We start from the raw sequence: 23,610 nt of genomic DNA, 5'->3' as shown, positions 1-23,610 counted from the left end.
GGGTGCCGGCGTGGACCTGACCACCGTGCGGGAGTTCCTGCCCGTCACCGACGCCGCCGCGCTGCGGCGCGCCCACGACGGGAACCCGGCGACGGCCGTGGTCGCCGGGGGGACGTGGCTGTTCTCGGTCCCGCAACCTCACCTGCGCACCCTCGTCGACCTCACGACGCTGGGCTGGGAACCCTTCGCCGTCTCCGACGCGGGGATCGACCTGGCCGCGACCTGCCCCGTGGGGACGCTGGAGTCCGTGCCGTTCCGGTCCGAGTGGCGGGCGCGACCGCTGGTGCGGCAGTGCGTGCGCGCGCTGCTGGCCTCGTTCAAGGTGCGGTCGGTGGCGACGGTCGGCGGGAACGTCTGCGCCGCCCTGCCCGCCGGTGCGGTGACGTCCCTGGCCGTCGCCCTCGACGGGGTCGCCGAGCTGTGGGCCGCCGACGGCGGGGTGCGGCGGCTGGCGGTGGAGGAGTTCGTGACGGGGGACCGGCGGACCGCCCTGGCCCCGGGGGAGGTGCTGCGCTCGCTGCACCTGCCCGCGGCGGCCCTGCACGGGACCACCGCGTTCCGCCGGGCCTCCCTGGCCCGGCTCGGCCGGTCGGCGACCCTCGTCGTGGGCCGCCGCGACCCCGGCGGGGGTTTCGTCCTGGCCGTCACCGCCTCCACCCCGCGCCCGCACGTGCTGCGCTACCGCGAGGTCCCGGCCCCGGCGCGGGTCGCCGCCGACGTCGAGGAGGTCGTGGCCGGTCGCTGGGTCGACGACGTGCACGGGGCCCCGGACTGGCGGCGCGCGACGACGGTGCGGTTCGCGGCGGACGTCGCGCGGGAACTGAGCGGGGGACCGTCGTGAAGCTCACCGTGAACGGGACCCCGGCCGAGGTCGAACCCCGGCCGGGGCAGTGCCTGCGGACGCTGTTGCGCGAGCACGCGCACGTGGAGGTCAAGAAGGGGTGCGACTCCGGGGACTGCGGCGCGTGCACCGTGCTCGTCGACGCGGCCCCGGTGCACTCCTGCCTGTACCCGGCGCTGCGGGCGGGCGGACGGGAGGTGACGACGGTCGCGGGCCTGGGGACCCCGGAGGAGCTCAGCGACGTCCAGCAGCGGTTCGTCGACGCCGCGGGGTTCCAGTGCGGGTTCTGCACCGCGGGGATGGTCGTCACGGCCTCGGCGCTGACGCCCGACCAGCACGAGGACCTGGCCGAGCACCTCAAGGGGAACCTGTGCCGCTGCACGGGGTACCGCGCGATCCGCGAGGCGGTGACCGGCACGACGGTGGACAAGGCCGCCGCGACGGGGGCCGTGGGGCGCACGGTCGCGGCCCCGGCGGCGCGCCGGATCGTCACCGGCACCGAACCCTTCACCCTCGACGAGCTGCCGCCGGGCACCCTGCACCTGGCCGTCCTGCGCAGCCCGCACGCGCACGCCCGCGTCCGGCGCGTCGACACCGCGGCCGCGCGGGCCCTGCCGGGGGTGCGGCTCGTCCTGACCCACGAGGACGCCCCCGCCACCCTGTTCTCCACCGGCCGGCACGAGAACCGCCTGGACGACCCCGACGACACGCTCGTCCTGGACCCGGTGCTGCGGCACCACGGCCAGCGGGTGGCTGCGGTCGTCGCCGACGACCCGGCGACCGCGCAGGAGGGGGTGCGCCGCCTCGTCGTGGAGTACGAGGTGCTGCCCGCGGTGCTGGACCCCGTGGCCGCCCTGGAACCCGGCGCGCCCCTCGTGCACGGCGACAAGGACGCCGCGACGTCGCGCATCGCCGACCCCCGGCGCAACCTCGTCGCGGAGCTGCACGGCGGGGTCGGCGACGTCGAGGCCGCCCTGGCCGCGGCCGACGTCACGGTGTCGGGGACGTGGCGGACCCAGCGCGTCTCGCACGTGGCCCTGGAGACGCACGCCGCGGTCGGGTGGCCCGACGAGGACGGCCGGCTCGTCGTGCGCAGCAGCACCCAGGTGCCGTTCCTCGTCCGCGACGAGCTGGCGCGCGTCCTGGGCCTGGGGCGGGACCGGGTGCGCGTGCTGACCGCCCGCGTCGGCGGGGGTTTCGGCGGCAAGCAGGAGATGCTCGTCGAGGACCTCGTGGGGCTGGCGGTCCTGCGCCTGGGCCGGCCCGTCGTGCACGAGACCACGCGCGAGGACACGCTGCGGCACCTGCCGACCCGGCACCCCTTCCGGGTGGGGGTGCGCCTGGGGGCCCGTCGCGACGGGACCCTCACGGCGCTGGCCGTGGACGTCCTGTCCGACGCGGGCGCGTACGGCAACCACTCGCCCGGGGTCATGTTCCACTCCTGCCACGAGAGCGTGGCGACGTACCGCTGCGCGACCAAGCGCGTGGACGCCCGGGCCGTCTACACGAACACCGTGCCGTCCGGGGCGTTCCGCGGGTACGGCCTCGGGCAGGTGGTGTTCGCGCTGGAGTCCGCGCTCGACGATCTCGCCCGCGAGCTCGGGATGGACCCGTTCGACCTGCGCCGGCGCAACGTCGTCGTGCCGGGGGACCCGTTCGTGGCGACCTCGCTGCCGGCCGACGGTTCCGAGGGCGACGACGGGTTGCGCTACGGCAGCTACGGTCTGGACCAGTGCCTGGACCTCGTGCAGGACGCCCTGGCCCGCGACGCGGGCGAGGCCGCGCCCGGCCCGGCGTGGCGGACGGGGCAGGGGATGGCGCTGGCGATGATCGCCACGACGCCCCCGCGCGGGCACTTCGCCGACGCCCGCGTGAGCCTGCGCGCCGACGGGGACTGGGACCTGGACGTGGGCACCGCGGAGTTCGGCAACGGCACCACGACCGTCCACCACCAGCTCGCGGTGACGGCCCTGGGCACGAGCGTGGAGCGGATCCACCTGCGCCAGAGCGACACCGACGCCGTCCGGCACGACACCGGCGCGTTCGGCTCGGCCGGGTCGGTCGTGGCGGGCAAGGCGCTGCACCTGGCGTGCCGGGACGTGGCGGGCCAGGTCCGCACCGTCGCCGCGGGTCTGCTCGGGGTCGAGGTCGCGGCGGTGGAGCTGCGCCCGGGCGAGGCGGTGGCCGGGGACGCGCGGGTCCCCCTGGCGGCCGTCCACGCGGAGGCGGTGCGCCGCAGCGGTTCCGCACCGTCGGCCGAGGCCGGTGACGACGCCGCGGTGCGGTCGGTCGCGTTCACCGTCCAGGGTTTCCGGGTGGCGGTCGACCCGGGGACCGGGCTCGTCCGCGTCCTGCGGTCGGTGCAGGCCGTGGACGCCGGCACGGTGCTGAACCCCGGTCAGTTGCGCGGCCAGGTCGAAGGCGGTGTCGCCCAGGCGCTCGGGTCGGCCCTGTTCGAGGAGGTCCGCGTCGACCCCGACGGGTCCAGCCCGACGGGGTCGTTGCGCGAGTACTACGTGCCCCGCCTCGACGACGTCCCCGACACCGAGGTGCTGTTCGCCGGCACCTGCGACGCGGTCGGGCCGCTGGGGGCGAAGTCGATGAGCGAGGCGCCGTACAACCCCGTCGCCGCGGCCCTGGCGAACGCCGTCCGGGACGCCGTCGGGGTGCGGTTCCGCGCGCTGCCGATGTCCGCGGACCGGGTGTGGCGAGCTGTTCGAGACGACGAGGAGGGAACGACCCGTGGCTGACGCGGACCTGGAGATGGACCTGGAGGTGGACCTGGAGATGGGCGTCGAACTGGACCTGGTGGTGCGCGCCGGGCGCGCCGTGGTGGACGGGACCGAACGGGCGGTGTCGCTGGGGATCGCGGGCGGCCGGATCGTCGCCGTGCGCGACCGGGACCACGACTGGGGTTCCCCCGCGGCCCGCGAGGTCGTGCTGGGGGCCGACGAGGTGCTGCTGCCCGGTCTGGTGGACCCGCACGTGCACGTCAACGAACCCGGCCGCACGGAGTGGGAGGGGTTCGCCTCCGCGACGCGGGCCGCCGCGGCCGGCGGGGTCACGACCATCGTCGACATGCCCCTCAACAGCATCCCCGCCACCGTCGACCCCGACGCCCTGGCCGCCAAGCGCGCTGCGGCGCAGGGGCAGTGCGTGGTCGACGTGGGGTTCTGGGGTGGCGCGGTCCCTGGGAACACCGACCAGCTCGCCCCGCTGCACGCGGCGGGCGTGTTCGGGGTGAAGTGCTTCCTGCTGGACTCCGGTGTCCCGGAGTTCCCCCCGCTGGACGCAGCGGGCCTGCGGGAGGCGCTGACCGAGCTCGCGCGCATCGACGGTCTGCTGCTCGTGCACGCCGAGGACGGTGACGAGCTCGACCCGCACGAGGGCGGCCCGTCCTTCGCGCACTTCCTCGCCTCGCGGCCCCCGTCGGCGGAGGCCTCGGCGATCCGCACGGTCGCCGAGGCCGCCGCGCTCACCGGGGCCCGCGTGCACGTCGTGCACCTGTCCTCCGCGGCGGGGCTGGCCGAGGTGCGCGCCGCGAAGGCCGCCGGCACCCGCATCACGGTCGAGACGTGCCCGCACTACCTGGCCCTGGCCGCCGAGGAGGTCCCCGACGGGGACACGACGTTCAAGTGCTGCCCGCCCATCCGGAGCCGGGCCGAGCAGGACGCCCTGTGGCGCGGGCTGCTCGACGGCACCGTGGACTGCGTGGTCTCGGACCACTCGCCGTGCACGGCGGAGCTGAAGCGGCGGGGGGAGGGCGACTTCGGCGCGGCCTGGGGCGGCATCGCCTCGGTGCAGCTCGGGTTGCCCGTCGTGTGGACCGCCGCCCGCGAGCGCGGGGTGGCGCTGGCGACGGTGGTGGGCTGGATGGCGAGGGCCACGGCCGACCTCGTCGGGCTCGGCGACCGTGGCCGCCTCGCCTCCGGGTGCGTCGCCGACCTCGCCGTCTTCGCCCCGGAGGAGACGTGGGTCGTGGACCCGGCCGCGCTGCAGCACCGCAACCCCGTCTCCCCGTACGCCGGGCGGACCCTGAGCGGCGTGGTCCGCTCGACGTGGCGCCGCGGCGCGCCGGTCGACCCGCAGGTCCCGGCGGGGGAACTGCTCACCCGTCCCGGGGTGCCCGCGCCGGTGTAGGTGCCGGTCCCGGTGTCGGTGTCGGCAGGCTGAGCAGCGCCAGGTGCAGCCCCAGGCGCACCTCGGCGTCCCCCAGGTCCAGGCCCAGCCGCCGGGTGAGGCGCTCGACGCGGCCGTACGCCGCGGGCCGGGACAGGTGCAGCCGCCCGGCCAGCCGCGTCATCGACCCGTTGACCTGCAGGTAGTCCGTGAGCAGCGCCAGGTCCTCGGGGGTCTCGAACAGCGGGGCGAGCTGGGTCTCGGCGAACCCGGTGAGGCGGGCGTCCCCGCGCAGGCGCCACAGCAGGCCGCGCACGCCGAGGTCGGTGGTCCGGTGGACCCGGCCGGGCGTGCGGTGCGGGGAGGCGGCCGCGACCTCGGCGACGTGCCGGGCCTCGGCGAACCCCTCACGGGTGGCGTGCAGCTCCGCGACGTGCCCGGCCGCCCCGAGCGTGGCGGTCTCGGGCAGCGCGGCGGCCAGCCGGTCCAGCGCGGTGCCCACCACCCGGGCCGTCCCCACGAGCAGCACGCCGACGACCCCGGACCCGGCCTCGTGGCCGACCATCCCCGTCAGCCCGGCCGACCGGGTCCGGGTGAGGGCCGCCGAGACCCCCGGCCGCTCGGCCCCGACGACCGCGGCCGCCGCGAACCCGGTGCGCGGGTTCAGCCCCAGGGCCCGCACCCGTTGCCGCAGCGCCGGTTCGTCGTCCCGGCGCGCGTTCAGGAGGTCACCGACCAGGTCGTCGTGGGCGCGGTGGGCCAGGTCCTCCCCGTCGGCCGGTCCGCCCGCGAGCAGCCGCACGACGGTGAGCGCCTCGGCGGCCCGGTCCAGCACGAGCAGCGGGTCGGGGGCGGTGTGCGGCCCGGGGGCGACGAGCCGGCCCCAGGGCTGGCCGGGGGGACCGGCCGGGACGACGACCCACCCCTGCGGCTGCGGGTCGCGCCGGGAGCGTCGGGACCAGTCCACGAGCAGGTCCGCCGTCCCGACCGGCTGCGCCACGTGCGCGACGACGCGGTGAGCCAGGTCCTCCAGGACGACGGGCCCGCCGAGCAGCCCGGCGGTGCGGTCCAGCACCTCCGCCACCCGTGTCCCCACGAGGCCGAGGGAGGCGAACGTCGCGTGCACCCGGTCGGCGAAGCGCAACCGGGCGTACTGCTCGTGCAGCAGCCGCCCGTGCACCTGCTCGGTCACCTCGACGAAGCGGACCACGCGGTGCAGCTCCACCAGGGGCAGGTGCGCGGCGCGGGCCGCGCGCACGAGGTCGGGGGGCACCTGCCCGAGGTGCCCGGCCGGTTCCACCACGACGGCGACGACCCCGGCCTCGACGAGCGAGGCGACGTAGGCGACGACGTCGAAACCCGCGGTGGCCCAGCCCATCCCGGTGGTCAGCAGCAGTTCCCCGCCCCCCAGCAGCCCCGCGACGTCGACCTGCTCGGTGACGTGGACCCAGCGGACCGGGACGTCGAGCCGGTCCTGACCGGTGCGGACCTGCGGGTCACCGGCCGCGAGCACGGGCAGGGCGAGGACGTCGGCCACGGTGAGCACCCGCGGAGCCTACGACGGAGCGTCGGTCGCAGGGGTCCGGCACCGACGTTCCGTCGCTGGTTCCCGGCCGCCCGCGGGGCTCAGGGTGGGAGGATCGCCCGGACACCCGTCCGGGCGGTGGGCGCCGCGAGGCGGGCAGGGCAGCCGAGGAGGACCGGACATGACCGTGACCGAGCAGACCGTGGTGGGGACCGGGGCCTCCGACCTCACGCAGGCCGCGCGCGACCACCTGTGGATGCACTTCGCCCGCATGGGCACGTACCAGCAGGAGCCGGCGCCCGTCATCGTGCGGGGCCGGGGGGCGCGGATCTGGGACGACCGGGGGCACGAGGTCCTCGACGGCCTCTCGGGGCTGTTCGTCGTCCAGGTCGGCCACGGCCGCGAGGAGCTCGCCGAGGTCATGGCGAAGCAGGCCCGCGACCTGGCGTTCTTCCCCGTCTGGGGGTACGCGACCGAACCCGCGATCGAACTCGCCGACCGCCTCGCCGGCTACGCCCCGGGCGACCTGAACCGCGTGTTCTTCACCACCGGCGGCGGTGAGGCCGTCGAGAGCGCCTGGAAGGTCGCCAAGCAGTTCTTCAAGCTGACGGGCAAGCCCTTGAAGCACAAGGTCATCTCGCGGGCGACGGCCTACCACGGGACCCCGCAGGGGGCGCTCGCCATCACCGGGCTGCCGGCCATGAAGCAGGCCTTCGAACCGCTGACGCCCGGCGGGTTCCGGGTGCCGAACACGAACGTCTACCGGGCCGAGCGGATGGGGGCGCCGACCGATCCCGTCGAGTTCGGGCGCTGGGCCGCTGACCGCATCGAGGAGGCCATCCTCTTCGAGGGGCCCGACACCGTGGCGGCCGTCGTGCTCGAACCCGTGCAGAACTCCGGCGGCTGTTTCACCCCGCCGCCGGGGTACTTCCAGCGGGTGCGGGAGATCTGCGACCGGCACGACGTGCTGCTCGTCTCCGACGAGGTGATCTGCGGCTTCGGCCGGCACGGGACGATGTTCGCCGCGGAGAAGTTCGGCTACCAGCCCGACATCATCACGTGCGCCAAGGGCATGAGCTCGGGCTACGGCCCCATCGGGGCGATGATCGCCACCGACCGCATCATGGAACCCTTCCTGAAGGGCGAGAACTTCTTCCCGCACGGCTACACGTTCGCCGGTCACCCCGTCTCCGCGGCCGTGTCGCTGGCCAACCTCGACATCTTCGAGCGCGAGGGCCTGAACCAGAACGTCCTGGACAACGAGCAGGCCCTCGGGGACACGATGCGCAGGCTGCTGGACCTCGACATCGTCGGCGACGTCCGCGGCGACGGGTACTTCTGGGCCGTGGAGCTGGTCAAGGACAAGGCGACGAAGGAGACCTTCGGGCCGGCCGAGCGCGAGACGCTCATCAAGCGGTTCCTGCCCGGGGCCCTGTTCCGCAACGGCCTGTACTGCCGCCCCGACGACCGCGGTGAGCCGGTCATCCAGGTCGCGCCGCCGCTGACGTGCGGTCAGGCCGAGTTCGACGAGATCGAGCAGGTCCTGCGCACGACGCTGACCGAGGCGATGCGGCTCGTGTGACGCCCGGCACGAGGAGGACACCCCCTGGTCTTGACTCGTTCAAGTCCAGGGGTCAGGATGACGGCGTGCCATCGACCCAGGACCTGCAGCGGGTGCTGCGCGCCGCCGGTCTGCGGGTCACGCGGCCGCGCCTGGCCGTCCTCGACGCCGTGCACGCCCTGCCGCACGGGGACACGGAGGCGCTCATCGCCGCCGCCCGCTCCCGTGCCGAGGGCGTCTCGCACCAGGCTGTCTACGACGTGCTGCGCGTCCTGACCGACCACGGTCTGGTGCGACGCATCCAGCCGCAGGGGTCGGTGGCGCGCTACGAGGCGCGGGTGCACGACAACCACCACCACCTGGTGTGCCGCGTGTGCGGTTCCATCAGCGACGTCGACTGCGCCACGGCGCAGGCGCCGTGCCTGCACCCTCCGGTCGTCGACGGTTTCGACGTCGACGAGGCCGAGGTCATCTACTGGGGCCGGTGCCGGTCCTGCGCGACGGCCGCGGCGTCCTCCACCGAGCCCTCAGCCCCCTCAGACCCGGTCGTCCTCCAGCAGAGAGAAGCGTGACGTGACCGAACTCGACAACGCCCGAGACAAGACCCAGGACAAGGCGCAGACCGCGTCCACCACCGAGAGCGAGAACCCGGCGATCAAGTCGCCGACGCCGGCCACCGACGGCCGGCCCCGCACCGTCCAGGACTGGTGGCCCAACCAGATCGACCTGTCGGTGCTGAACAAGCCGTCGAAGGACTCCGACCCGCTGGGTGAGGACTTCGACTACGCCGCCGAGTTCGCCTCGCTCGACGTCGAGGCCCTCAAGCACGACATCGTCGAGGTCATGCACACCTCCCAGGACTGGTGGCCGGCGGACTGGGGCCACTACGGGCCCCTGTTCATCCGCATGTCCTGGCACGCCGCGGGCACCTACCGCATCGCCGACGGCCGCGGTGGCGGTGGCGAGGGCGGCCAGCGCTTCGCGCCGCTGAACAGCTGGCCGGACAACGCCAACCTCGACAAGGCGCGCCGCCTGCTCCTGCCGGTCAAGCAGAAGTACGGCCGGAAGATCTCCTGGGCCGACCTGCTCGTCCTGGCCGGCAACGTCGCCCACGACGACATGGGCCTGAAGACCTTCGGGTTCGCCTTCGGGCGCCCCGACTCCTGGCAGCCCACCGAGGTGTTCTGGGGTCCGGAGGACACCTGGCTCGGTGACGAGCGCTACGCCGAGGACAACCCCCTCGACCTCGACGAGGGGAACCTCGCCGCGGTCACCATGGGCCTCATCTACGTCAACCCCGAGGGCCCGAAGGGTCAGCCCGACCCGCTGGGCTCGGCCCACGACATCCGCGTGACGTTCGGCCGCATGGGCATGAACGACGAGGAGACCGTCGCGCTCGTCGCCGGTGGTCACACGTTCGGCAAGACCCACGGCGCCGGGAACGCCGAGCTCGTCGGCCCCGAGCCCGAGGGCTGCCCGGTCCACGGCAACGGCCTGGGCTGGAAGAACCAGCACGGCACCGGCAAGGGCGCGGACGCCATCACCAGCGGTCTCGAGGGTGCGTGGACCCCCACGCCGACGCAGTGGGACAACACCTACTTCGAGACGATGTTCGCCCACGAGTGGGAACTCACCACGAGCCCCGCCGGCGCCAAGCAGTGGAAGCCGAAGGACCCGGCCGCCGGTGACCTCGTGCCCGACGCGCACATCGAGGGCAAGCGCAACGCGCCCATGATGCTCACGAGCGACCTGGCGCTCATGGCCGACCCCGTCTACCACGAGATCTCGAAGCGGTTCTACGAGAACCCCGAATACTTCGCCGACCAGTACGCCCGTGCCTGGTTCAAGCTGCTGCACCGCGACATGGGCCCGCGCAGCCGTTACCTGGGTCCGGACGTCCCGGCCGAGGAACTGATCTGGCAGGACCCGACCCCGGCCGTCGACCACGAGCTCGTGGGCGAGGCGGAGATCGCCGACCTCAAGCAGCGTCTGCTGGACTCCGGGCTGAGCGTCTCCCAGCTCGTGCACACCGCGTGGTCGTCGGCGGCTTCCTTCCGCAGCACGGACAAGCGCGGCGGCGCCAACGGTGCCCGTCTGCGGCTGGAGCCGCAGCTCGGCTGGGCCGTCAACGAGGGCGTGCGCGACGTGCTGCCCGTGCTGGAGCGCGTCAAGGGCGAGTTCGAGTCGGCCACGGGCGGCAAGGTCTCCCTCGCCGACCTCATCGTCCTCGGCGGGACCGCCGCGGTGGAGAAGGCGGCGGCCGACGCCGGCGTCTCGATCACCGTGCCGTTCTCGCCCGGTCGCACCGACGCCACCCAGGAGCAGACGGACGTCGAGAACTTCCGCTGGCTCGAGCCGCGCGCCGACGGGTTCCGCAACTGGATCTCCCCCGGCAGCAAGCTGCAGCCCGAGACCCTGCTGCTGGACCGCGCCTCGATGCTCGACCTGACCGCCAAGGAGATGACCGTCCTCGTCGGCGGCCTGCGCGTGCTGGGGGCGAACACCGGCGGCGTGCAGCACGGCGTGTTCACCGACACCCCGGGCGTCCTGTCCCAGGACTTCTTCACGAACCTCCTGGACCTGGGCGTGCAGTGGCGGACGGCCACGGAGGGCGAGGGCGTCTACGAGGGCCTGGACGCGGACGGCAACGTCACCCGCACCGCCACCGCCGTCGACCTGGTGTTCAACTCCAACTCCATCCTGCGCGGCATCGTCGAGGTCTACTCGGCCGAGGACGCCAAGGAGCTGTTCGTGCGGCACTTCGCCGCCGCGTGGCAGAAGGTCATGGAGCTGGACCGCTTCGACCTGCGCTGAGTCACCTCGCACCACCTGCACCACAGGACGCCCCGGCCCGCACCGCGCGGACCGGGGTGTTCTGCCGTCCGCGACGGTCCGGTGGGCGCCGGTGGGCGCTCAGTCGGTGAGGTCGGTGAGGTCGGCGAGGTCGGCCTTGCGGATGAGCCCGTGCACCCCGCTGACGCGGTCGACGACCTGGGAGACGGCGAAGTCTCCGGCGGCGGACAGGTACGCGAGGGCGTGGGCCGGGTCCATCCCGAGGTCGGCGAGCAGGGCGACGGCGGTGCGCACGGCCCGCCGGGCGGCCTCGGCGAGGTCGACGTCCAGGCCGATGGGGACGAGGAACTCCGGGGTCTCGCCCCACAGCACGTCGCGGACGCGGACGGCGGCCTCGGGGACGAGGTCGAGCCGGAGGCGGGCGCGCAGCGGGGCCTCGAACGCCGTCAGCGCGACCTCGCCGTCGCCCTGGGCGTAGTGCGGGTCACCGGCGTGGAACAGGGCGCCGTCCACCTGCACCGGCAGGTGCAGGGTCGACCCGGCGCCGAGGACGGACACGTCGAGGTTGCCGCCGTGCATCCCCGGCGGGACGGAGTGCAGGTGCTCCGGGCCGAGGGTCCCGACCCCGACGAGGCCGAGGAAGGGGCGCAGCGGGAACCGGACCCGGGCCCCCGAGCCCGGCGCCACGGGCATCGCCCCGCACCGCGCACCGCTGCGGGGGTCGGTCTCGACGCGGGCGAGCACCGAGACGACGTCGCCCCCGTCGCGGGGGAACTCCCCGGGCAGGGCGCCGCGGCCGTGGCGGTTGCTGACCACGCCGAAGTCGGCGCGCAGGACGAGCTCCTCGACCGTCACCGACAGCACGTCGCCGGGGCGGGCGCCGCGCACGTGGACGGGGCCGGTGACGATGTGCGGGCCCTGCCGCAGCGGGTCGTGCGCGACCGTGCGGGCGATCTCGACGGCGTCGGGCAGGACGGCGCCGGCGGCGATGCCGCGGGCGGTGAAGAACGCCAGCGGGTCCCGGCCCTGGTCCTCCAGGATCCCCTCGTGGCTGACGGTGTCGACGACGACCACGTCGCCGGGGTCGACCGTCAGGACGGAACGGTCGCCGGCGCGGGGCAGGTCCCCCCAGCGCACGGTGCCTGGCGTGGAGGGGAGCAGGTGGACGGTCACGCGGGCCTCCGGGGGGTCTGGCGGAATGGAACAATCGTTGCATAAACTCTTCGTCGTGGAACAGACGGTTCGTGACGTGACGACGACGACGGTGGACCCGGCGCTGCTGCGGACGGGTGTGGGGGCCCCCGTGGCACCCCCGCCGCGCCTGCTCATGGGCCCTGGGCCCATCACGGTCGACCCGCGCGTCCTGCGGGCCATGTCCGCCCAGCTCGTCGGGCAGTACGACCCGGCCATGACGGCCTACATGAACGAGACCCAGGCGCTGTACCGCGAGGTGTTCCGCACCCGCAACGACGCCACCGTCCTCGTCGACGGCACGAGCCGGGCCGGGATCGAGGCGGCGCTGGTCTCGCTCGTCCACCCCGGCGACCGCGTCCTGGTCCCGGTGTTCGGCCGGTTCGGGCACCTGCTGCGCGAGATCGCCGAGCGGTGCGGTGCCGAGGTCCACGTCCGCGAGGTGCCGTGGGGCGAGGTGTTCACGCTCGAGGCGATCGAGCAGGCCGTCCGCGAGGTCCGCCCCCACCTCGTCGCGGTGGTCCAGGGCGACACGTCGACGACGATGAACCAGCCGCTGGAGGGCGTGGGGGAGGTGTGCCACCGGCACGGCGCCCTGCTCTACGTCGACTGCACGGCCTCCCTGGGCGGCAACGCGTTCGAGATGGACGCGTGGGAGGTCGACGCCACGACGGCGGGGTTGCAGAAGTGCCTCGGCGGTCCTTCCGGCAGCGCCCCGCTGTCGCTGTCGCCGCGGGCCGTGGCCGTCGTCGACGCCCGCCGCAGCGTGGAGGCCGGTCTGCGTTCCGAGGACGAGGACGCGGCCCCCGCACCCGCGCGGATCCGCTCGAACTACTTCGACCTCGGGATGGTCCTGGACTACTGGGGCGAGAAGCGCCTGAACCACCACACCGAGGCCACGACGATGCTCTACGGCGCGCGCGAGTGCGCCCGGCTCCTGCTGGAGGAGGGGATCGGGAACTCGATCGCGCGGCACCGCCTGCACGGGGAGGCCGTCCTCGCCGGCGTCCGGGCCCTGGGCCTGGAGGTGTTCGGCGACGTCGCGCACAAGATGCACAACGTCGTGGCCGTGCAGGTCCCGGACGGCGTGGACGGCGAGGCCGTCCGCGCCGAGCTCCTGCACGACTACGGCATCGAGATCGGCACGAGCTTCGGCCCCCTGGCCGGGCGCGTCTGGCGGATCGGGTCGATGGGCTACAACGCCCGCAAGGACGCCGTGCTCCTCACCCTCGCAGCCCTGGAACAGGTGCTGCGCCGGCACGGCGCCCGGGTCCCGGCCGGGGCCGGGTGCGTCGCGGCGCAGGAGGTCTACGCGTGAGCCCCACCGCCGTGACCGCGATCGACGCCCAGCGCGTCCTGGACCGCTGCGACGACCTGGCGGCCGTGTCCGCCTCCCCCGACGGCATCGAGCGGGTGCACCTGTCGCCCGAGCACGCCCGGGTCAACGAGATCGTCGCGACGTGGATGGCGCACGCCGGCCTGCGGACCCGCGTCGACCAGGCGGGCAACCTCTGGGGCCGCTTCGAGGGGCGGGAACCGGGCCTGCCCGCCCTGGTCCTCGGGTCGCACCTGGACACCGTGCCCGACGCCGGCCGCTACGACGGGATCCTCGGGGTCCTGTCCGCCGTCGAGGTCGCGCGACGGCTGCACGATCGGGCCGGTGAGCTGCCCTTCGCCCTGGAGGTCGTGGCGTTCTCCGACGAGGAGGGCACCCGGTTCGCGACGGCGCTCATGGGCAGTTCGGCCGTCGCGGGGTCCTGGTGCGAGGACTGGTGGGAGCGCACCGACGCCGCCGGGACGACCGTGCGCGAGGCGGCGCGGGCGTTCGGCCTGGACCCGGCGCGGATCGCCGAGGCCGCCCGCCGCCCCGAGGACCTCGTCGGCTACCTGGAACTGCACATCGAGCAGGGCCCGCACCTGGAGGCCGCCGACCGCGCGCTCGGGGTCGTCACCTCGATCGCGGGCGCCCGCCGCTTCACCGGCCGGGTCGTGGGCCAGGCCCGGCACGCCGGCGGCACCCCCTACCCGCGGCGGCGCGACGCCCTCGTCGGGGCCGGTGAGGTGGTGCTGGCCGTGGAGCGGCTGGCCCGCGAGCGCGACGGGATCGCCACCGTCGGACGGCTGCAGGCCTTCCCCGGCGGCGTGAACGTGGTGCCCGGCCTCGTGGAGTTCTCCCTCGACGTCCGCGACGAGCACGACGCCGACCGGGACGCGCTGGTGGAGGAGATCCGTTCGGCCGCCGAGCGGGCCTGCACGGCCCGGGGCCTGGGGCTGGAGCTGACCGAGGTCCACTCCGCGCGCGGGGTCTACTGCGACGAGGGGCTGCAGCGGTCGGTGAGCGCGGGCATCGCGGCGACGGGGGACGCCGAACCGCTGCGCCTGTGGTCGCGGGCGGGTCACGACGCGATGGCGCTGGCCGCCGTGACGGGCGTGGCGATGCTCTTCGTGCGCTGCGAGGACGGGGTGAGCCACGCCCCGGACGAACGGGTGACCCTGGCCGACGTCGCGGTGGGCCTGGACGCCTTCGAGGCGGCCGTCCTGGACGTGGCGCGGGCCCACCGGGACGGGTGAGGCGGCCGTGGGCGAGGACGGGGTCCGCGAGCGCATCGAACGGGCCTGGGCCGGTCTCAGCCCCGCCGAGCGCCGCATCGCCGAACTGCTGCTGGACCGGGCCGACGACGACCTCGCGGCGTGGACGACGGCGGAGCTGGCCGCGGCGGCCGGGGCCTCCAAGGCGTCGGTGAGCCGGTTCGTGCGGCGGCTGGGGTTCGGCTCGTTCGCCCAGGCGCGCACGGCGGCGCGCTCGGCGCGGGCGCGCGGCGTCCCGACCGGGGGGTTGCCCCCGAGCGCGGCGGGACCGGTGGCGCTGCACGTCGAGCACGACACCGCGAACCTGGCCCGCACGGCCGACGCGCTGGCCCGGGTCGACCTGACCGCGTGCACGCGGCTCCTCGCCCGGGCCCGTCGCGTCCTGGTCGCGGGCTGGCGCAACAGCTTCCCGGTGGCCCTGCACCTGCGCGAGCAGCTGCTGCAGGCCCGGGCGGACGTGGTGCTGGCCCCGCAGCCGGGGCAGACGGTGGCCGAGGAGTTCACCGGCCTGGGGCCGCGGGACGCGGTCGTGCTCGTCGCCTTCCGCCGCCGGACCCCGCACGCGGCCGCGGCCCTGCGGCTGGCGCACGCGCAGGGGGTGCCGTGCGTGCTGTTCACCGACCCGGCGGCCGGGCCGCCGCCGGTGCCGGTGGCGCACCGGTTCGAGGTCCCGGTCGAGGGGCCCGGGGCCTTCGACAGCTACGCCGCCGCCATGACGGCGGCCGCGGTCCTGGCCGAGGGGGTGCTGGCGGCTCGCGGTGCCGCCGGCCGGGAGCGGGTGAACGCCGTGAGCGCCGCCCTGGGCGAGAGCGGTGAGCTCGACGTGCGCTGAGCCCGCTCACGCGGTCAGCGCGGCCCCCGCCAGGCGCAGCCAGTCCGGTACGAGGCTGCGCCAGTACCCCGTCGTGTGGGCGCCGTCACCGATCCCGCCCGCCGGGGTGGGGTGGCAGGCGTCCCGGTACCGCTGCGTCTGCTCACGGAAGGGGTCGTCCCGCCCGCACGAGACCGACAGCACCACCGCCCGCGGACCGTCACCGGTGCCCGGGGCCGTGACGAGGTCGCCGTACCGGTGCCAGTCGTCGGGGCCGTCGAAGGACCCGGCGGAGGTGGCGCCGGGCGAGGCGAAGAGCGCGGGGCTGCCGGCGGCCGCGGCCACGAGCGTCCCGCCCGGGGCGAACCGACCCGCCGCGGCCTCCCGGGCCAGCAGCAGCGCGCCGAACCCGCCCATCGACCAGCCCGCCACGGCCCACCGCGACAGGTCGAAGCCCGTGGCGGCGAGCGCCGGCCACAGTTCCGTGGCCAGCATGGCGAGCGGGTCGTCACCGTCGGCGCGGGGGTGCCAGTAGGTCGAGCCGCCGTCGACGCTCACCACGGCCAGCGGTGGCCCGCCCGCGGCGACGTGTGCGGCGAGGAACTCGTGCATCCCCAACTGCTCGAACGCGGCGTGCGCGTCGGCGCCGCGCCCGTGCAGGGTCAGCAGGACGGGCAGGTCGCGGGGGCCGTGCCCGGGTGGACCCGCCCAGCCCCACGTCACGTCCCGGCCCCGGGCCGTGGAGGCGGAGGTGGTGTAGACGGGGGCCGGTGCCCCGGCCGCGGGCGCGGTGACGTCGACCTGACCGATGCCCAGGCGACGGCGCAGGCCGGCGCGCAGCGGGTCCCCGACCGCGAGCGCCCCAGCGCCCCCGACCACGAGGACTCCCGCGGTCCCGGCCAGCAGCGCACGTCGTGACGTCCTGGACACCTCGGTGAGACTGCCCGCTCCACGGGCCGCGCACGACCCCGGCGCCGCGACCTGCACCGGCTCTCCCCGTGACGCGCACGACCGTCTCCTGCGGGGGACGGTGCGCCCGGGTGGTCCCCGCCCGGGGCGGCGGCGGACGGGGGCCACCTCCGGCGGCGGTAGCCTGGGGGTCGCCGATCCCCCTCCCCGAAGGAGCGCCGCGCATGGGCCGCGTCGTCATCGACGTCATGCCGAAACCCGAGATCCTCGACCCGCAGGGGAAGGCCGTCGTCGGCGCCCTCCCACGCCTGGGGTTCGACCGGTTCACCGGAGTCCGCCAGGGCAAGCGGTTCGAGCTGGAGGTCGAGGGGGAGGTCACCCCCGAAGTCCTGGAGCAGGCCCGCAGGGCCGCCGAGACCCTGCTGTCCAACCCGGTCATCGAGGACGTGGTGAGCGTCCGCGAGGCCTCGGGCGGGCGCGACGACGCCGGCGCGGGGGCGGACGCGTGAAGGTCGGCGTCGTCACCTTCCCCGGTTCCCTGGACGACGGCGACGCCCGTCGCGCCGTGACGCTGGCCGGCGGTGAGGCCGTCGCGCTGTGGCACGCCGACGCCGACCTGCGCGGTGTCGACGCGGTCGTCCTGCCCGGGGGCTTCTCCTACGGGGACTACCTGCGCTGCGGCGCCATCGCCCGCTTCGCGCCCGTCATGTCCGAGGTCGTGCGCGCGGCCGAGGGCGGGATGCCCGTGCTGGGCATCTGCAACGGGTTCCAGGTGCTGTGCGAGTCGCACCTGCTGCCCGGCGCGCTCGTGCGCAACGACCACCAGAAGTTCGTCTGCACCGACCAGCGGCTGCGGGTCGAGCAGACCGGCACGGCGTGGACGTCGTCCTTCACCGCCGGCCAGGAGATCACGATCCCGCTGAAGAACGGCGAGGGCGGGTTCGTCGCCGACGCCGCGACGCTGGACCGCCTGGAGGGGGAGGGCCGCGTGGTCTTCCGCTACCTCGACGGCAACCCGAACGGCTCCCTGCGCGACATCGCCGGGATCAGCAACGAGCGCGGGAACGTCGTCGGGCTCATGCCGCACCCCGAGCACGCCGTGGAGGAGTTGTTCGGTCCCGGGCTGGACGGCCTGGGCCTGTTCACCTCCGTGCTGAGCGCCGGGCTGGGGGCGATCGCGTGAGCACCGCGCTGGACACCGTCACCCGCGCCGCGGACACGCCGGACCACCCGCAGCCCTGGAAGGACCTGGGGCTCAAGGCCGACGAGTACGAGCGGATCCGCGAGATCCTCGACCGCCGGCCCACGGGCGCGGAACTGGCCATGTACTCGGTCATGTGGAGCGAGCACTGCTCCTACAAGAGTTCCAAGGTCCACCTGCGCACCTTCGGCGACCACGTCACCGAGGCCATGCAGGAGCACCTCATGGTGGGCATCGGCGAGAACGCCGGCGTCGTCGACATCGGCCAGGGCTGGGCCGTGACGTTCAAGGTCGAGTCGCACAACCACCCCAGCTACATCGAGCCCTACCAGGGCGCGGCCACCGGGGTCGGCGGGATCATCCGCGACATCATGGCCATGGGCGCCCGGCCGATCGCGGTCATGGACTCGCTGCGGTTCGGGGCGATCGACCACCCCGACACCGCCCGCGTCGTGCCCGGGGTCGTCTCCGGCGTCGGTGGGTACGGCAACTGCATCGGCCTGCCGAACATCGGCGGCGAGGTCGTGTTCGACCCGACGTACCAGGGCAACCCGCTCGTCAACGCGCTGTGCGTCGGTGCGCTCAAGCACGAGGACCTGCACCTGGCCAACGCCCGCGGGGTCGGCAACCTCGTCGTGCTGTTCGGGGCCCGCACCGGCGGGGACGGCATCGGCGGGGTCTCGGTGCTGGCCAGCGAGACGTTCGACGCGACCGGCCCCTCCAAGCGACCGGCCGTGCAGGTGGGGGACCCGTTCCAGGAGAAGGTGCTCATCGAGTGCTGCCTGGAACTGTTCCACGCCGGGCTGGTCGAGGGCATCCAGGACCTTGGCGGCGCCGGGTTGTCCTGCGCCACCAGCGAACTGGCCTCGGCCGGTGACGGCGGCATGCTCATCCACCTCGACCGCGTCCCGCTGCGCGACCCCTCGCTCTCGCCCGAGGAGATCCTCATGAGCGAGTCGCAGGAACGCATGATGGCCGTCGTCACCCCGGCGAACGTCGAGGCGTTCCTCGCGGTCACCGCGAAGTGGGACGTCGAGGCCGCCGTGCTCGGTGAGGTCACCGACGGCGAGCACCTCGTCGTGCAGTGGCACGGCGAGACCGTCGTCGACGTGCCGCCGCGCACCGTCGCCCACGACGGCCCCGTCTACCAGCGCCCGTACGCGCGGCCGGAGTCCCAGGACGCGCTGCAGGCCGACACCCCCGACCGCCTCCCGCGGCCGGGGACGGACGAGGAACTGCGCGCGACCCTGCTGCGCATGGCCGGTTCGCCGAACCTGTCCTCGCGCGCCTGGGTCACCGACCAGTACGACCGCTACGTCATGGGCGGCACGGCGCTGGCGACTCCCGACGACGCGGGCGTCGTGCGCGTCGACGAGGAGACGAACCTCGGCGTGGCGCTGTCCCTGGACGGCAACGGCCGGTTCACCCGGCTCGACCCGCGCACGGGGGCCGCGCTGTCGCTGGCCGAGGCGTACCGCAACGTCGCCGCGGCCGGGGCGAGGCCCCTCGCCGTCACCGACTGCCTGAACTTCGGCTCGCCCGAGGACCCCGGCGTCATGTGGCAGTTCGCCGAGGCCGTGCAGGGCCTGGCCGTGGCCTGCGAGGAACTCGGGGTCCCCGTCACCGGCGGGAACGTCTCGCTCTACAACCAGACCGGCGACGACGGCCTGAACTCCGCCGTGCTGCCGACGCCGGTCATCGGCGTCCTCGGCGTGCTGGACGACGTCCGCCGCCGCACCCCCTCGGGGTGGCGGGAGGCCGGGCAGAGCGTGTTCCTGCTCGGGACCACGCGCGACGAGCTCGGCGGCTCGGAGTGGGCGTGGGCCGAGCACGGCCACCTCGGGGGTCTGCCCCCGGCGCTGGACCTGCAGCACGAGAAGCTGCTGGCCGACGTGCTCGTGCAGTGCTCGCGCGACGGTCTCGTCGACGCCGCGCACGACCTGTCCGACGGCGGGCTGGCGCAGGCGCTCACCGAGTCCGTCCTGCGCTACGGCGTCGGCGTGCGGGTCGGCCTGGACGAACTCCTCGACCGGGACGGCATCGACGCGTTCACGGCGCTGTTCTCCGAGTCGGCGGGGCGGGCCATCGTGTCCGTGCCGCGCGAGGAGGAGGTGCGGTTCACCGACATGTGCACCGCCCGCGGCCTGGCGCACCTGCGCATCGGCGTCACCGACACCGGTGACGACGGGCAGGCCTCGCTCGACGTGCAGGGCCGGTTCTCCGTGCCCGTCGCCGAGCTGCGGGAAGCGCACGCGGCGACGCTGCCGCGGCACTTCGGCTGACGTCGATCGGCGGTGACCCGTGCGGAGGGACCTTCCCCCGCACGGGTCACGCCGAGGGCGCCAGCGTCGTCCGCAGCTGGGACAGCGTGTCCTGCAGCAGGTCCAGCACCGGGCGGTCCTCGCCCTCGGAGATCCACCGGTCGAAGGCGACCTGGAACACCGTGACCGTCGACCGCCCGAGCAGGGTGGCCGCCGGCTCGGGGACACCCCGCTCGCGCAGCGACCGCGCGAGGGCCTGGGCGATCGTCACCATCTTCAGCTGCTCGCGTTCGGCGAGAGCCGGGTTCGCCAGGACGACGGCCGTCCGCGTCCGGGACCACGCGAGGCGCTCCGGCGGGAAGAACTCCGCGCTCGCGGCCAGCGCCTCGGACGCCAGGTCGAGGGGGTCGTGCGCGGTGGACCGTTCGACGGCGCCGGTGAACAGGTCCACGAGCCGGTCGCTGCCGGCGAAGAGCGATTCGCGCTTGTCGGCGAAGTGCCGGAAGAACGTGCGGTCGGTGACCCCGGCGCGGGCGGCGATCTGGGAGACGGTCGTCTCGTCGTAGCCCTGCTCGACGAAGAGGTCGAGGGCGGCGGCCTGCAGCCGTTCCCGTGCTCCCGGTGCCCACCTCGTCATGGGGCCATCCTAGGTGATGACAGATCCTGACATCGGGTCTACTGTGATGTCACATCCTGACATCACTACTGGAGGTTCCCCATGCGCGTCTTCGTCACCGGTGCGTCCGGCTGGATCGGCTCCCACGCCGTCGACGAGCTCCTCGCCGCCGGCCACCAGGTCCTCGGCCTCGCCCGCTCCGACGCCTCCGCCGCGGCGCTCGCGGCCGAGGGGGCCGAGGTCCTGCGCGGCGACCTCGACGACCTCGACGTGCTGCGCCGCGGCGCGGAGTCGACCGACGGCACCGTCCACCTCGCCAACAAGCACGACTTCGCCCACCCCGAGGTCAGCAACGCCGCCGAACGGGCTGCGGTGCAGGCCATCGGCGACGTGCTGGTCGGTTCCGACCGGCCCCTGCTCATCGCCGGCGGCCTCGCCGGGTTCGGGCTCGAGCGCCCCGTCACCGAGACGGACGTCAACCCGGCGGTCGGCCCCGACTCGCCGCGCGGTGGGGCCGAGCGTCTCGTCCTCGGCCTCGCCGGGCGCGGGGTCCGGCCCCTGGTCGCGCGGTTCGCCCCCACCGTCCACGGAGCGGGGGACCGCGGGTTCGTGGCCGCCCTCGTCGCCACGGCCCGCGCCCGCGGCGCCGCGGGGTACGTGGGTGACGGCAGCCACCGGTGGGCCGCGGTGCACGTCACCGACGCCGCGCGCGCCGTCCGCCTGGCGGTCGAGGGCGCCCCGGCGGGCAGCGTCCTGCACGTCGTCGCCGAGGAGGGCGTGCCGACCCGCGACATCGCGGCCGCCATCGGCCGTGGGCTCGACCTGCCGGTCGACGCGGTCGACCCGGCCCGGTACGCCGCGGAACTCGGCTGGATCGGCTCCTTCTTCGGGCAGGACGTCTCCGCCACGAACGACCGCACCCGCGCCCTGCTGGGGTGGGAACCCACCGGTCCGACCCTGGCCGACGATCTCGCCGGGGGCAGCTACTTCGCCTGACGGGTCTCCTCAGACAGGCTGGGGCCGTGCCCACCGTCGAGATCGCCGTCACCGACCCCGAGGGGGCGCGCGTCGCCGCCGCGGCCGGCGCCCACCGCCTCGAACTGTGCGTCGCCCTGGACGTGGGCGGTCTGACCCCCTCGACCGGCCTCGTCGAACGGGTCGTGGCGGCCGCCGGCCCGCTCGGGGTCCACGTCCTGCTGCGGCCCCGGCCGGGGGACTTCGTCCACGACGAGGACGACCTGGCCGCGGTCCTGCGGGACGCGCGGTGCGCCCTGGAGGCCGGGGCGGCCGGTCTCGTCGCCGGGCCGTTGCGACCCGACGGGCGTTTCGACGACCTCGCGCTGCGGGCGCTGCGCGAGGTCGCCGGCTCCGCGCAGCTCACCGCGCACCGGGGTGTCGACGTGCACCCGGACGTCGAGGGGAACGTGGAGACGCTCGTCGCGGCGGGCGTGGACGGGGTCCTCAGCTCCGGTGGGGCCGCGTGCGCGCACGACGGGACCGCCCGCCTCGCCCGCACCGTCGCGGCGGCGGGCGGCCGGCTCACCATCACCGCCGGCGGGGGAGTGCGACCCGGCCGGGTCCCGGAGTTCCTGGCGCGGACCGGGGTGAACGGCGTGCACCTCTCGGCCCGCCGGCTCGCGGTGCCCGACACCGGGTTCGGGGCCCGTCACGTCGTGGACCCCGCCCTCGTCCGGGCCGCGGTGGCTGCGGTGGCCGCGGCGCCGGAGGTGCCGTCGTGAGCCGGCGGCGCCGTCGGGTGCCCCGCGGCCGACCGCCCGCGGACGGGGTCAGCCGGCTCGCACCCCCGTGCGCGCGTCCCGCTCGGACGAGCGGGCCCGGCGGCACCAGAGGGTGACGGCCACGGCGACCCCGACGCACAGGACGGTCTCGGAGACGCCGAGCAGCCCGCCGGGCCACCCCAGCGACGGCTGACCCACGAGCCGGAAACCGCTCGCGGGGTCCTCGTCGGCCCGGCTCGCGCTGAGCTGGAACCAGACGGTGACCGCGACGGTGGCCGCGGCCCAGGTCGCCCCGGCGACGGCCACCGGTGGCAGCGCGGCCCGCAGCTCGCGGACCGGGGGCGCGACCCGGGGTCCGGACGTGACCAGGGCCAGCGCCAGGCAGCCGAGGGCCGTCAGCGACGGCAGGCTCGGATCGCTGAACTGCGGGCCGAACAGGAGGACGGCCTGCCACCGGTCCCTCCACAGCAGCGGCGTCGTCGCCGGCAGGTCACCGGTGGAACGCACCACGTCGTCCGCGCTGACGATCCCGGCCGTCACGACGACCGAGGCGAGCAGCGGCACCAGCACCACCAGGAGGGCGATCCGCACCGCCCACGCCGAGCGCCTCACGGGGTGGGCCGCCGGTACAGGGCCCGGTCCTCCTCGGCCAGGCGCGGTACCGGTGGGGGCTCGGCGGGGGCGGGCTCGGGGGCGGGTTCGGGGGCCCGGGCAGCCGTCCCGACTGCCGGGACGGTGCCGCCCCCGCCGGCGGCGTCCACCCCCTCGTCCGGCTCGTCGTCCGGCTCGTCGTGGCCCGGTCCCGCCAGGGGGCGTCCGAGCAGCAGGACGGCCGAGGCCACCGCGAGGAGGACCTGCACCGCGCTCAACGCGACCGGGGCCGCCACGTCGACGAGGGCCGGCACCCGGTCGGGGAAGACCACGTCCGAACCGCCGCTGTGCCGCAGGACCGCCGGGACCCCCACCGTGGCGACCACGAGGAGGGTGGAGACCACCGCGGCGGCGACCGCCACGACCCGGGCGCCGCGGGGGACCGTGGGCCGGCCCGCGCCGAGGAACCGGTGGCCCGCGACGTGCAGGGCGGCGAGGACGGCCACCAGCAGGACCGGGCCCAGCAGTCGCTGGTCGGCCGGGACGATGTACCGCAACGCCTCCCACCGGTAGGCGAGGTCCACACCGGGGTCGACGAAGGACGTCTCGTTGCCCGCCCCGTCGGAGGTGTACGAGGCGAAGTACTGCTCGTCGACGCCGCCGGAGAGCACGAGCACCACCGCGGCCGCCGCGGTGAGCGCCGCCCCCAGGGCGGTGAGGGCCAGGACCGGGACGACGACCCGGACCCCCCGCGGTACCGCCCGGGCCCCGTCCGGTCCGTCACCGGGGCGGTCTCGGTCCTGCGCAGTCGCGTCCACCCTGCGAACGTAGGGGTCCGGACCCTGCGGTTCCGGGAGGTGTGC

20 protein-coding genes are annotated in these 23,610 nt (G+C 75.2%); 14 read left to right on the top strand and 6 right to left on the bottom strand.

Annotated elements, in window-relative coordinates:
- Nucleotides 1-10 precede the first annotated feature (10 nt).
- The 3 genes from AB2L27_RS07110 to allB are packed head-to-tail and all read left to right on the top strand — an operon-like array spanning nt 11 to nt 4,981.
- Entirely contained in the window at nt 11-841 is an 831-nt protein-coding gene (locus AB2L27_RS07110) for an FAD binding domain-containing protein (RefSeq protein WP_370440768.1), read from the top strand.
- Entirely contained in the window at nt 838-3,591 is a 2,754-nt protein-coding gene (locus AB2L27_RS07105; RefSeq protein WP_370440767.1) for a molybdopterin-dependent oxidoreductase, read from the top strand. The genes AB2L27_RS07110 and AB2L27_RS07105 overlap by 4 nt, the downstream gene beginning before the upstream one ends.
- Before the next feature lie 37 nt (nt 3,592-3,628).
- Nucleotides 3,629-4,981, top strand: coding sequence for an allantoinase AllB (gene allB, locus AB2L27_RS07100; protein ID WP_370440806.1), 1,353 nt, complete (start codon nt 3,629-3,631; stop codon nt 4,979-4,981).
- Here allB and AB2L27_RS07095 read toward each other — a convergent pair.
- Nucleotides 4,950-6,506, bottom strand: coding sequence for a helix-turn-helix domain-containing protein (locus AB2L27_RS07095; protein ID WP_370440766.1), 1,557 nt, complete (start codon nt 6,504-6,506; stop codon nt 4,950-4,952). The genes allB and AB2L27_RS07095 overlap by 32 nt on opposite strands.
- 160 nt (nt 6,507-6,666) lie before the next feature.
- Between AB2L27_RS07095 and AB2L27_RS07090 the strand changes: the two genes are divergently transcribed.
- From AB2L27_RS07090 to katG, 3 genes are all read left to right on the top strand, one after another.
- A complete protein-coding gene (locus AB2L27_RS07090) occupies nt 6,667-8,067 on the top strand; it encodes an aspartate aminotransferase family protein (RefSeq protein WP_370440765.1) in 1,401 nt (466 codons plus the stop codon).
- A gap of 65 nt (nt 8,068-8,132) precedes the next feature.
- Nucleotides 8,133-8,618, top strand: coding sequence for a Fur family transcriptional regulator (locus AB2L27_RS07085; RefSeq protein WP_370440764.1), 486 nt, complete (start codon nt 8,133-8,135; stop codon nt 8,616-8,618).
- Between the two features lies 1 nt (nt 8,619).
- Nucleotides 8,620-10,860, top strand: a complete 2,241-nt coding sequence (gene katG / locus AB2L27_RS07080) for a catalase/peroxidase HPI (protein WP_370440763.1) — start codon at nt 8,620-8,622, stop codon at nt 10,858-10,860.
- Between the two features lie 99 nt (nt 10,861-10,959).
- Here katG and AB2L27_RS07075 read toward each other — a convergent pair whose 3' ends face one another.
- Nucleotides 10,960-12,012 (bottom strand): acetamidase/formamidase family protein, encoded by a 1,053-nt coding sequence (locus AB2L27_RS07075; RefSeq protein WP_370440762.1) that lies wholly within the window; start codon nt 12,010-12,012, stop codon nt 10,960-10,962.
- A gap of 154 nt (nt 12,013-12,166) precedes the next feature.
- Between AB2L27_RS07075 and AB2L27_RS07070 the strand changes: the two genes are divergently transcribed.
- The 3 genes from AB2L27_RS07070 to AB2L27_RS07060 are packed head-to-tail and all read left to right on the top strand — an operon-like array spanning nt 12,167 to nt 15,451.
- Nucleotides 12,167-13,348, top strand: coding sequence for a pyridoxal-phosphate-dependent aminotransferase family protein (locus AB2L27_RS07070; protein ID WP_370440805.1), 1,182 nt, complete (start codon nt 12,167-12,169; stop codon nt 13,346-13,348).
- Nucleotides 13,345-14,601: an allantoate amidohydrolase gene (locus tag AB2L27_RS07065; protein WP_370440761.1), complete on the top strand. Its 1,257-nt coding sequence runs from the start codon at nt 13,345-13,347 to the stop codon at nt 14,599-14,601. Before AB2L27_RS07070 ends, AB2L27_RS07065 begins: the two co-directional genes overlap by 4 nt.
- A gap of 7 nt (nt 14,602-14,608) precedes the next feature.
- On the top strand, nt 14,609-15,451 hold the full coding sequence (locus AB2L27_RS07060) for a MurR/RpiR family transcriptional regulator (RefSeq protein WP_370440760.1): 843 nt from the start codon (nt 14,609-14,611) through the stop codon (nt 15,449-15,451).
- A gap of 6 nt (nt 15,452-15,457) precedes the next feature.
- On the opposite strand, the gene AB2L27_RS07055 is transcribed toward AB2L27_RS07060, so the two are convergent.
- Nucleotides 15,458-16,360, bottom strand: coding sequence for an alpha/beta hydrolase (locus AB2L27_RS07055; protein ID WP_370440759.1), 903 nt, complete (start codon nt 16,358-16,360; stop codon nt 15,458-15,460).
- A gap of 203 nt (nt 16,361-16,563) precedes the next feature.
- Between AB2L27_RS07055 and purS the strand changes: the two genes are divergently transcribed.
- From purS to purL, 3 genes are read left to right on the top strand one after another with little or no spacing between them, the layout of a single operon-like run.
- Nucleotides 16,564-16,848, top strand: coding sequence for a phosphoribosylformylglycinamidine synthase subunit PurS (gene purS / locus AB2L27_RS07050; protein WP_370440758.1), 285 nt, complete (start codon nt 16,564-16,566; stop codon nt 16,846-16,848).
- Complete coding sequence (gene purQ / locus AB2L27_RS07045) at nt 16,845-17,522, top strand: phosphoribosylformylglycinamidine synthase subunit PurQ (RefSeq protein ID WP_370440757.1); 678 nt, start codon at nt 16,845-16,847, stop codon at nt 17,520-17,522. Before purS ends, purQ begins: the two co-directional genes overlap by 4 nt.
- On the top strand, nt 17,519-19,822 hold the full coding sequence (gene purL / locus AB2L27_RS07040; protein ID WP_370440756.1) for a phosphoribosylformylglycinamidine synthase subunit PurL: 2,304 nt from the start codon (nt 17,519-17,521) through the stop codon (nt 19,820-19,822). The genes purQ and purL overlap by 4 nt, the downstream gene beginning before the upstream one ends.
- Nucleotides 19,823-19,868: 46 nt before the next feature.
- Here purL and AB2L27_RS07035 read toward each other — a convergent pair whose 3' ends face one another.
- Nucleotides 19,869-20,438, bottom strand: coding sequence for a TetR/AcrR family transcriptional regulator (locus AB2L27_RS07035; protein ID WP_370440755.1), 570 nt, complete (start codon nt 20,436-20,438; stop codon nt 19,869-19,871).
- A gap of 81 nt (nt 20,439-20,519) precedes the next feature.
- Here AB2L27_RS07035 and AB2L27_RS07030 point away from each other — a divergent pair, with 81 nt between their 5' ends.
- Nucleotides 20,520-21,413, top strand: a complete 894-nt coding sequence (locus tag AB2L27_RS07030) for an NAD-dependent epimerase/dehydratase family protein (RefSeq protein ID WP_370440754.1) — start codon at nt 20,520-20,522, stop codon at nt 21,411-21,413.
- A gap of 26 nt (nt 21,414-21,439) precedes the next feature.
- Nucleotides 21,440-22,156: a copper homeostasis protein CutC gene (locus AB2L27_RS07025; RefSeq protein ID WP_370440753.1), complete on the top strand. Its 717-nt coding sequence runs from the start codon at nt 21,440-21,442 to the stop codon at nt 22,154-22,156.
- A 48-nt stretch (nt 22,157-22,204) separates the two neighbouring features.
- On the opposite strand, the gene AB2L27_RS07020 is transcribed toward AB2L27_RS07025, so the two are convergent.
- Nucleotides 22,205-22,768 carry a hypothetical protein gene (locus tag AB2L27_RS07020; protein WP_370440752.1) on the bottom strand — a complete coding sequence of 188 codons (564 nt, stop codon included), beginning with the start codon at nt 22,766-22,768 and terminating at the stop codon, nt 22,205-22,207.
- Complete coding sequence (locus tag AB2L27_RS07015; RefSeq protein WP_370440751.1) at nt 22,765-23,565, bottom strand: hypothetical protein; 801 nt, start codon at nt 23,563-23,565, stop codon at nt 22,765-22,767. Before AB2L27_RS07015 ends, AB2L27_RS07020 begins: the two co-directional genes overlap by 4 nt.
- Nucleotides 23,566-23,610: the final 45 nt, after the last annotated feature.

It is taken from the genome of Kineococcus halophytocola, assembly GCF_041276425.1.
In the GTDB taxonomy this organism is placed as follows: Bacteria; Actinomycetota; Actinomycetes; order Actinomycetales; family Kineococcaceae; genus Kineococcus; species Kineococcus halophytocola.
The sequence above is the reverse complement of the archived record's forward strand: the minus strand, read 5'-3'. Positions and strand labels throughout refer to the sequence as shown.

What these genes read in the sequence shown, in the direction of transcription:
- allB (WP_370440806.1), top strand. Translation starts at nt 3,629, where the DNA reads ATGGGCGTCGAACTGGACCTGGTGGTGCGCGCCGGGCGCGCCGTGGTG.
- AB2L27_RS07090 (WP_370440765.1), top strand. Translation starts at nt 6,667, where the DNA reads ATGACCGTGACCGAGCAGACCGTGGTGGGGACCGGGGCCTCCGACCTC.
- AB2L27_RS07070 (WP_370440805.1), top strand. Translation starts at nt 12,167, where the DNA reads ATGGGCCCTGGGCCCATCACGGTCGACCCGCGCGTCCTGCGGGCCATG.
- purS (WP_370440758.1), top strand. Translation starts at nt 16,564, where the DNA reads ATGGGCCGCGTCGTCATCGACGTCATGCCGAAACCCGAGATCCTCGAC.
- AB2L27_RS07035 (WP_370440755.1), bottom strand. Translation starts at nt 20,438, where the DNA reads ATGACGAGGTGGGCACCGGGAGCACGGGAACGGCTGCAGGCCGCCGCC.
- AB2L27_RS07030 (WP_370440754.1), top strand. Translation starts at nt 20,520, where the DNA reads ATGCGCGTCTTCGTCACCGGTGCGTCCGGCTGGATCGGCTCCCACGCC.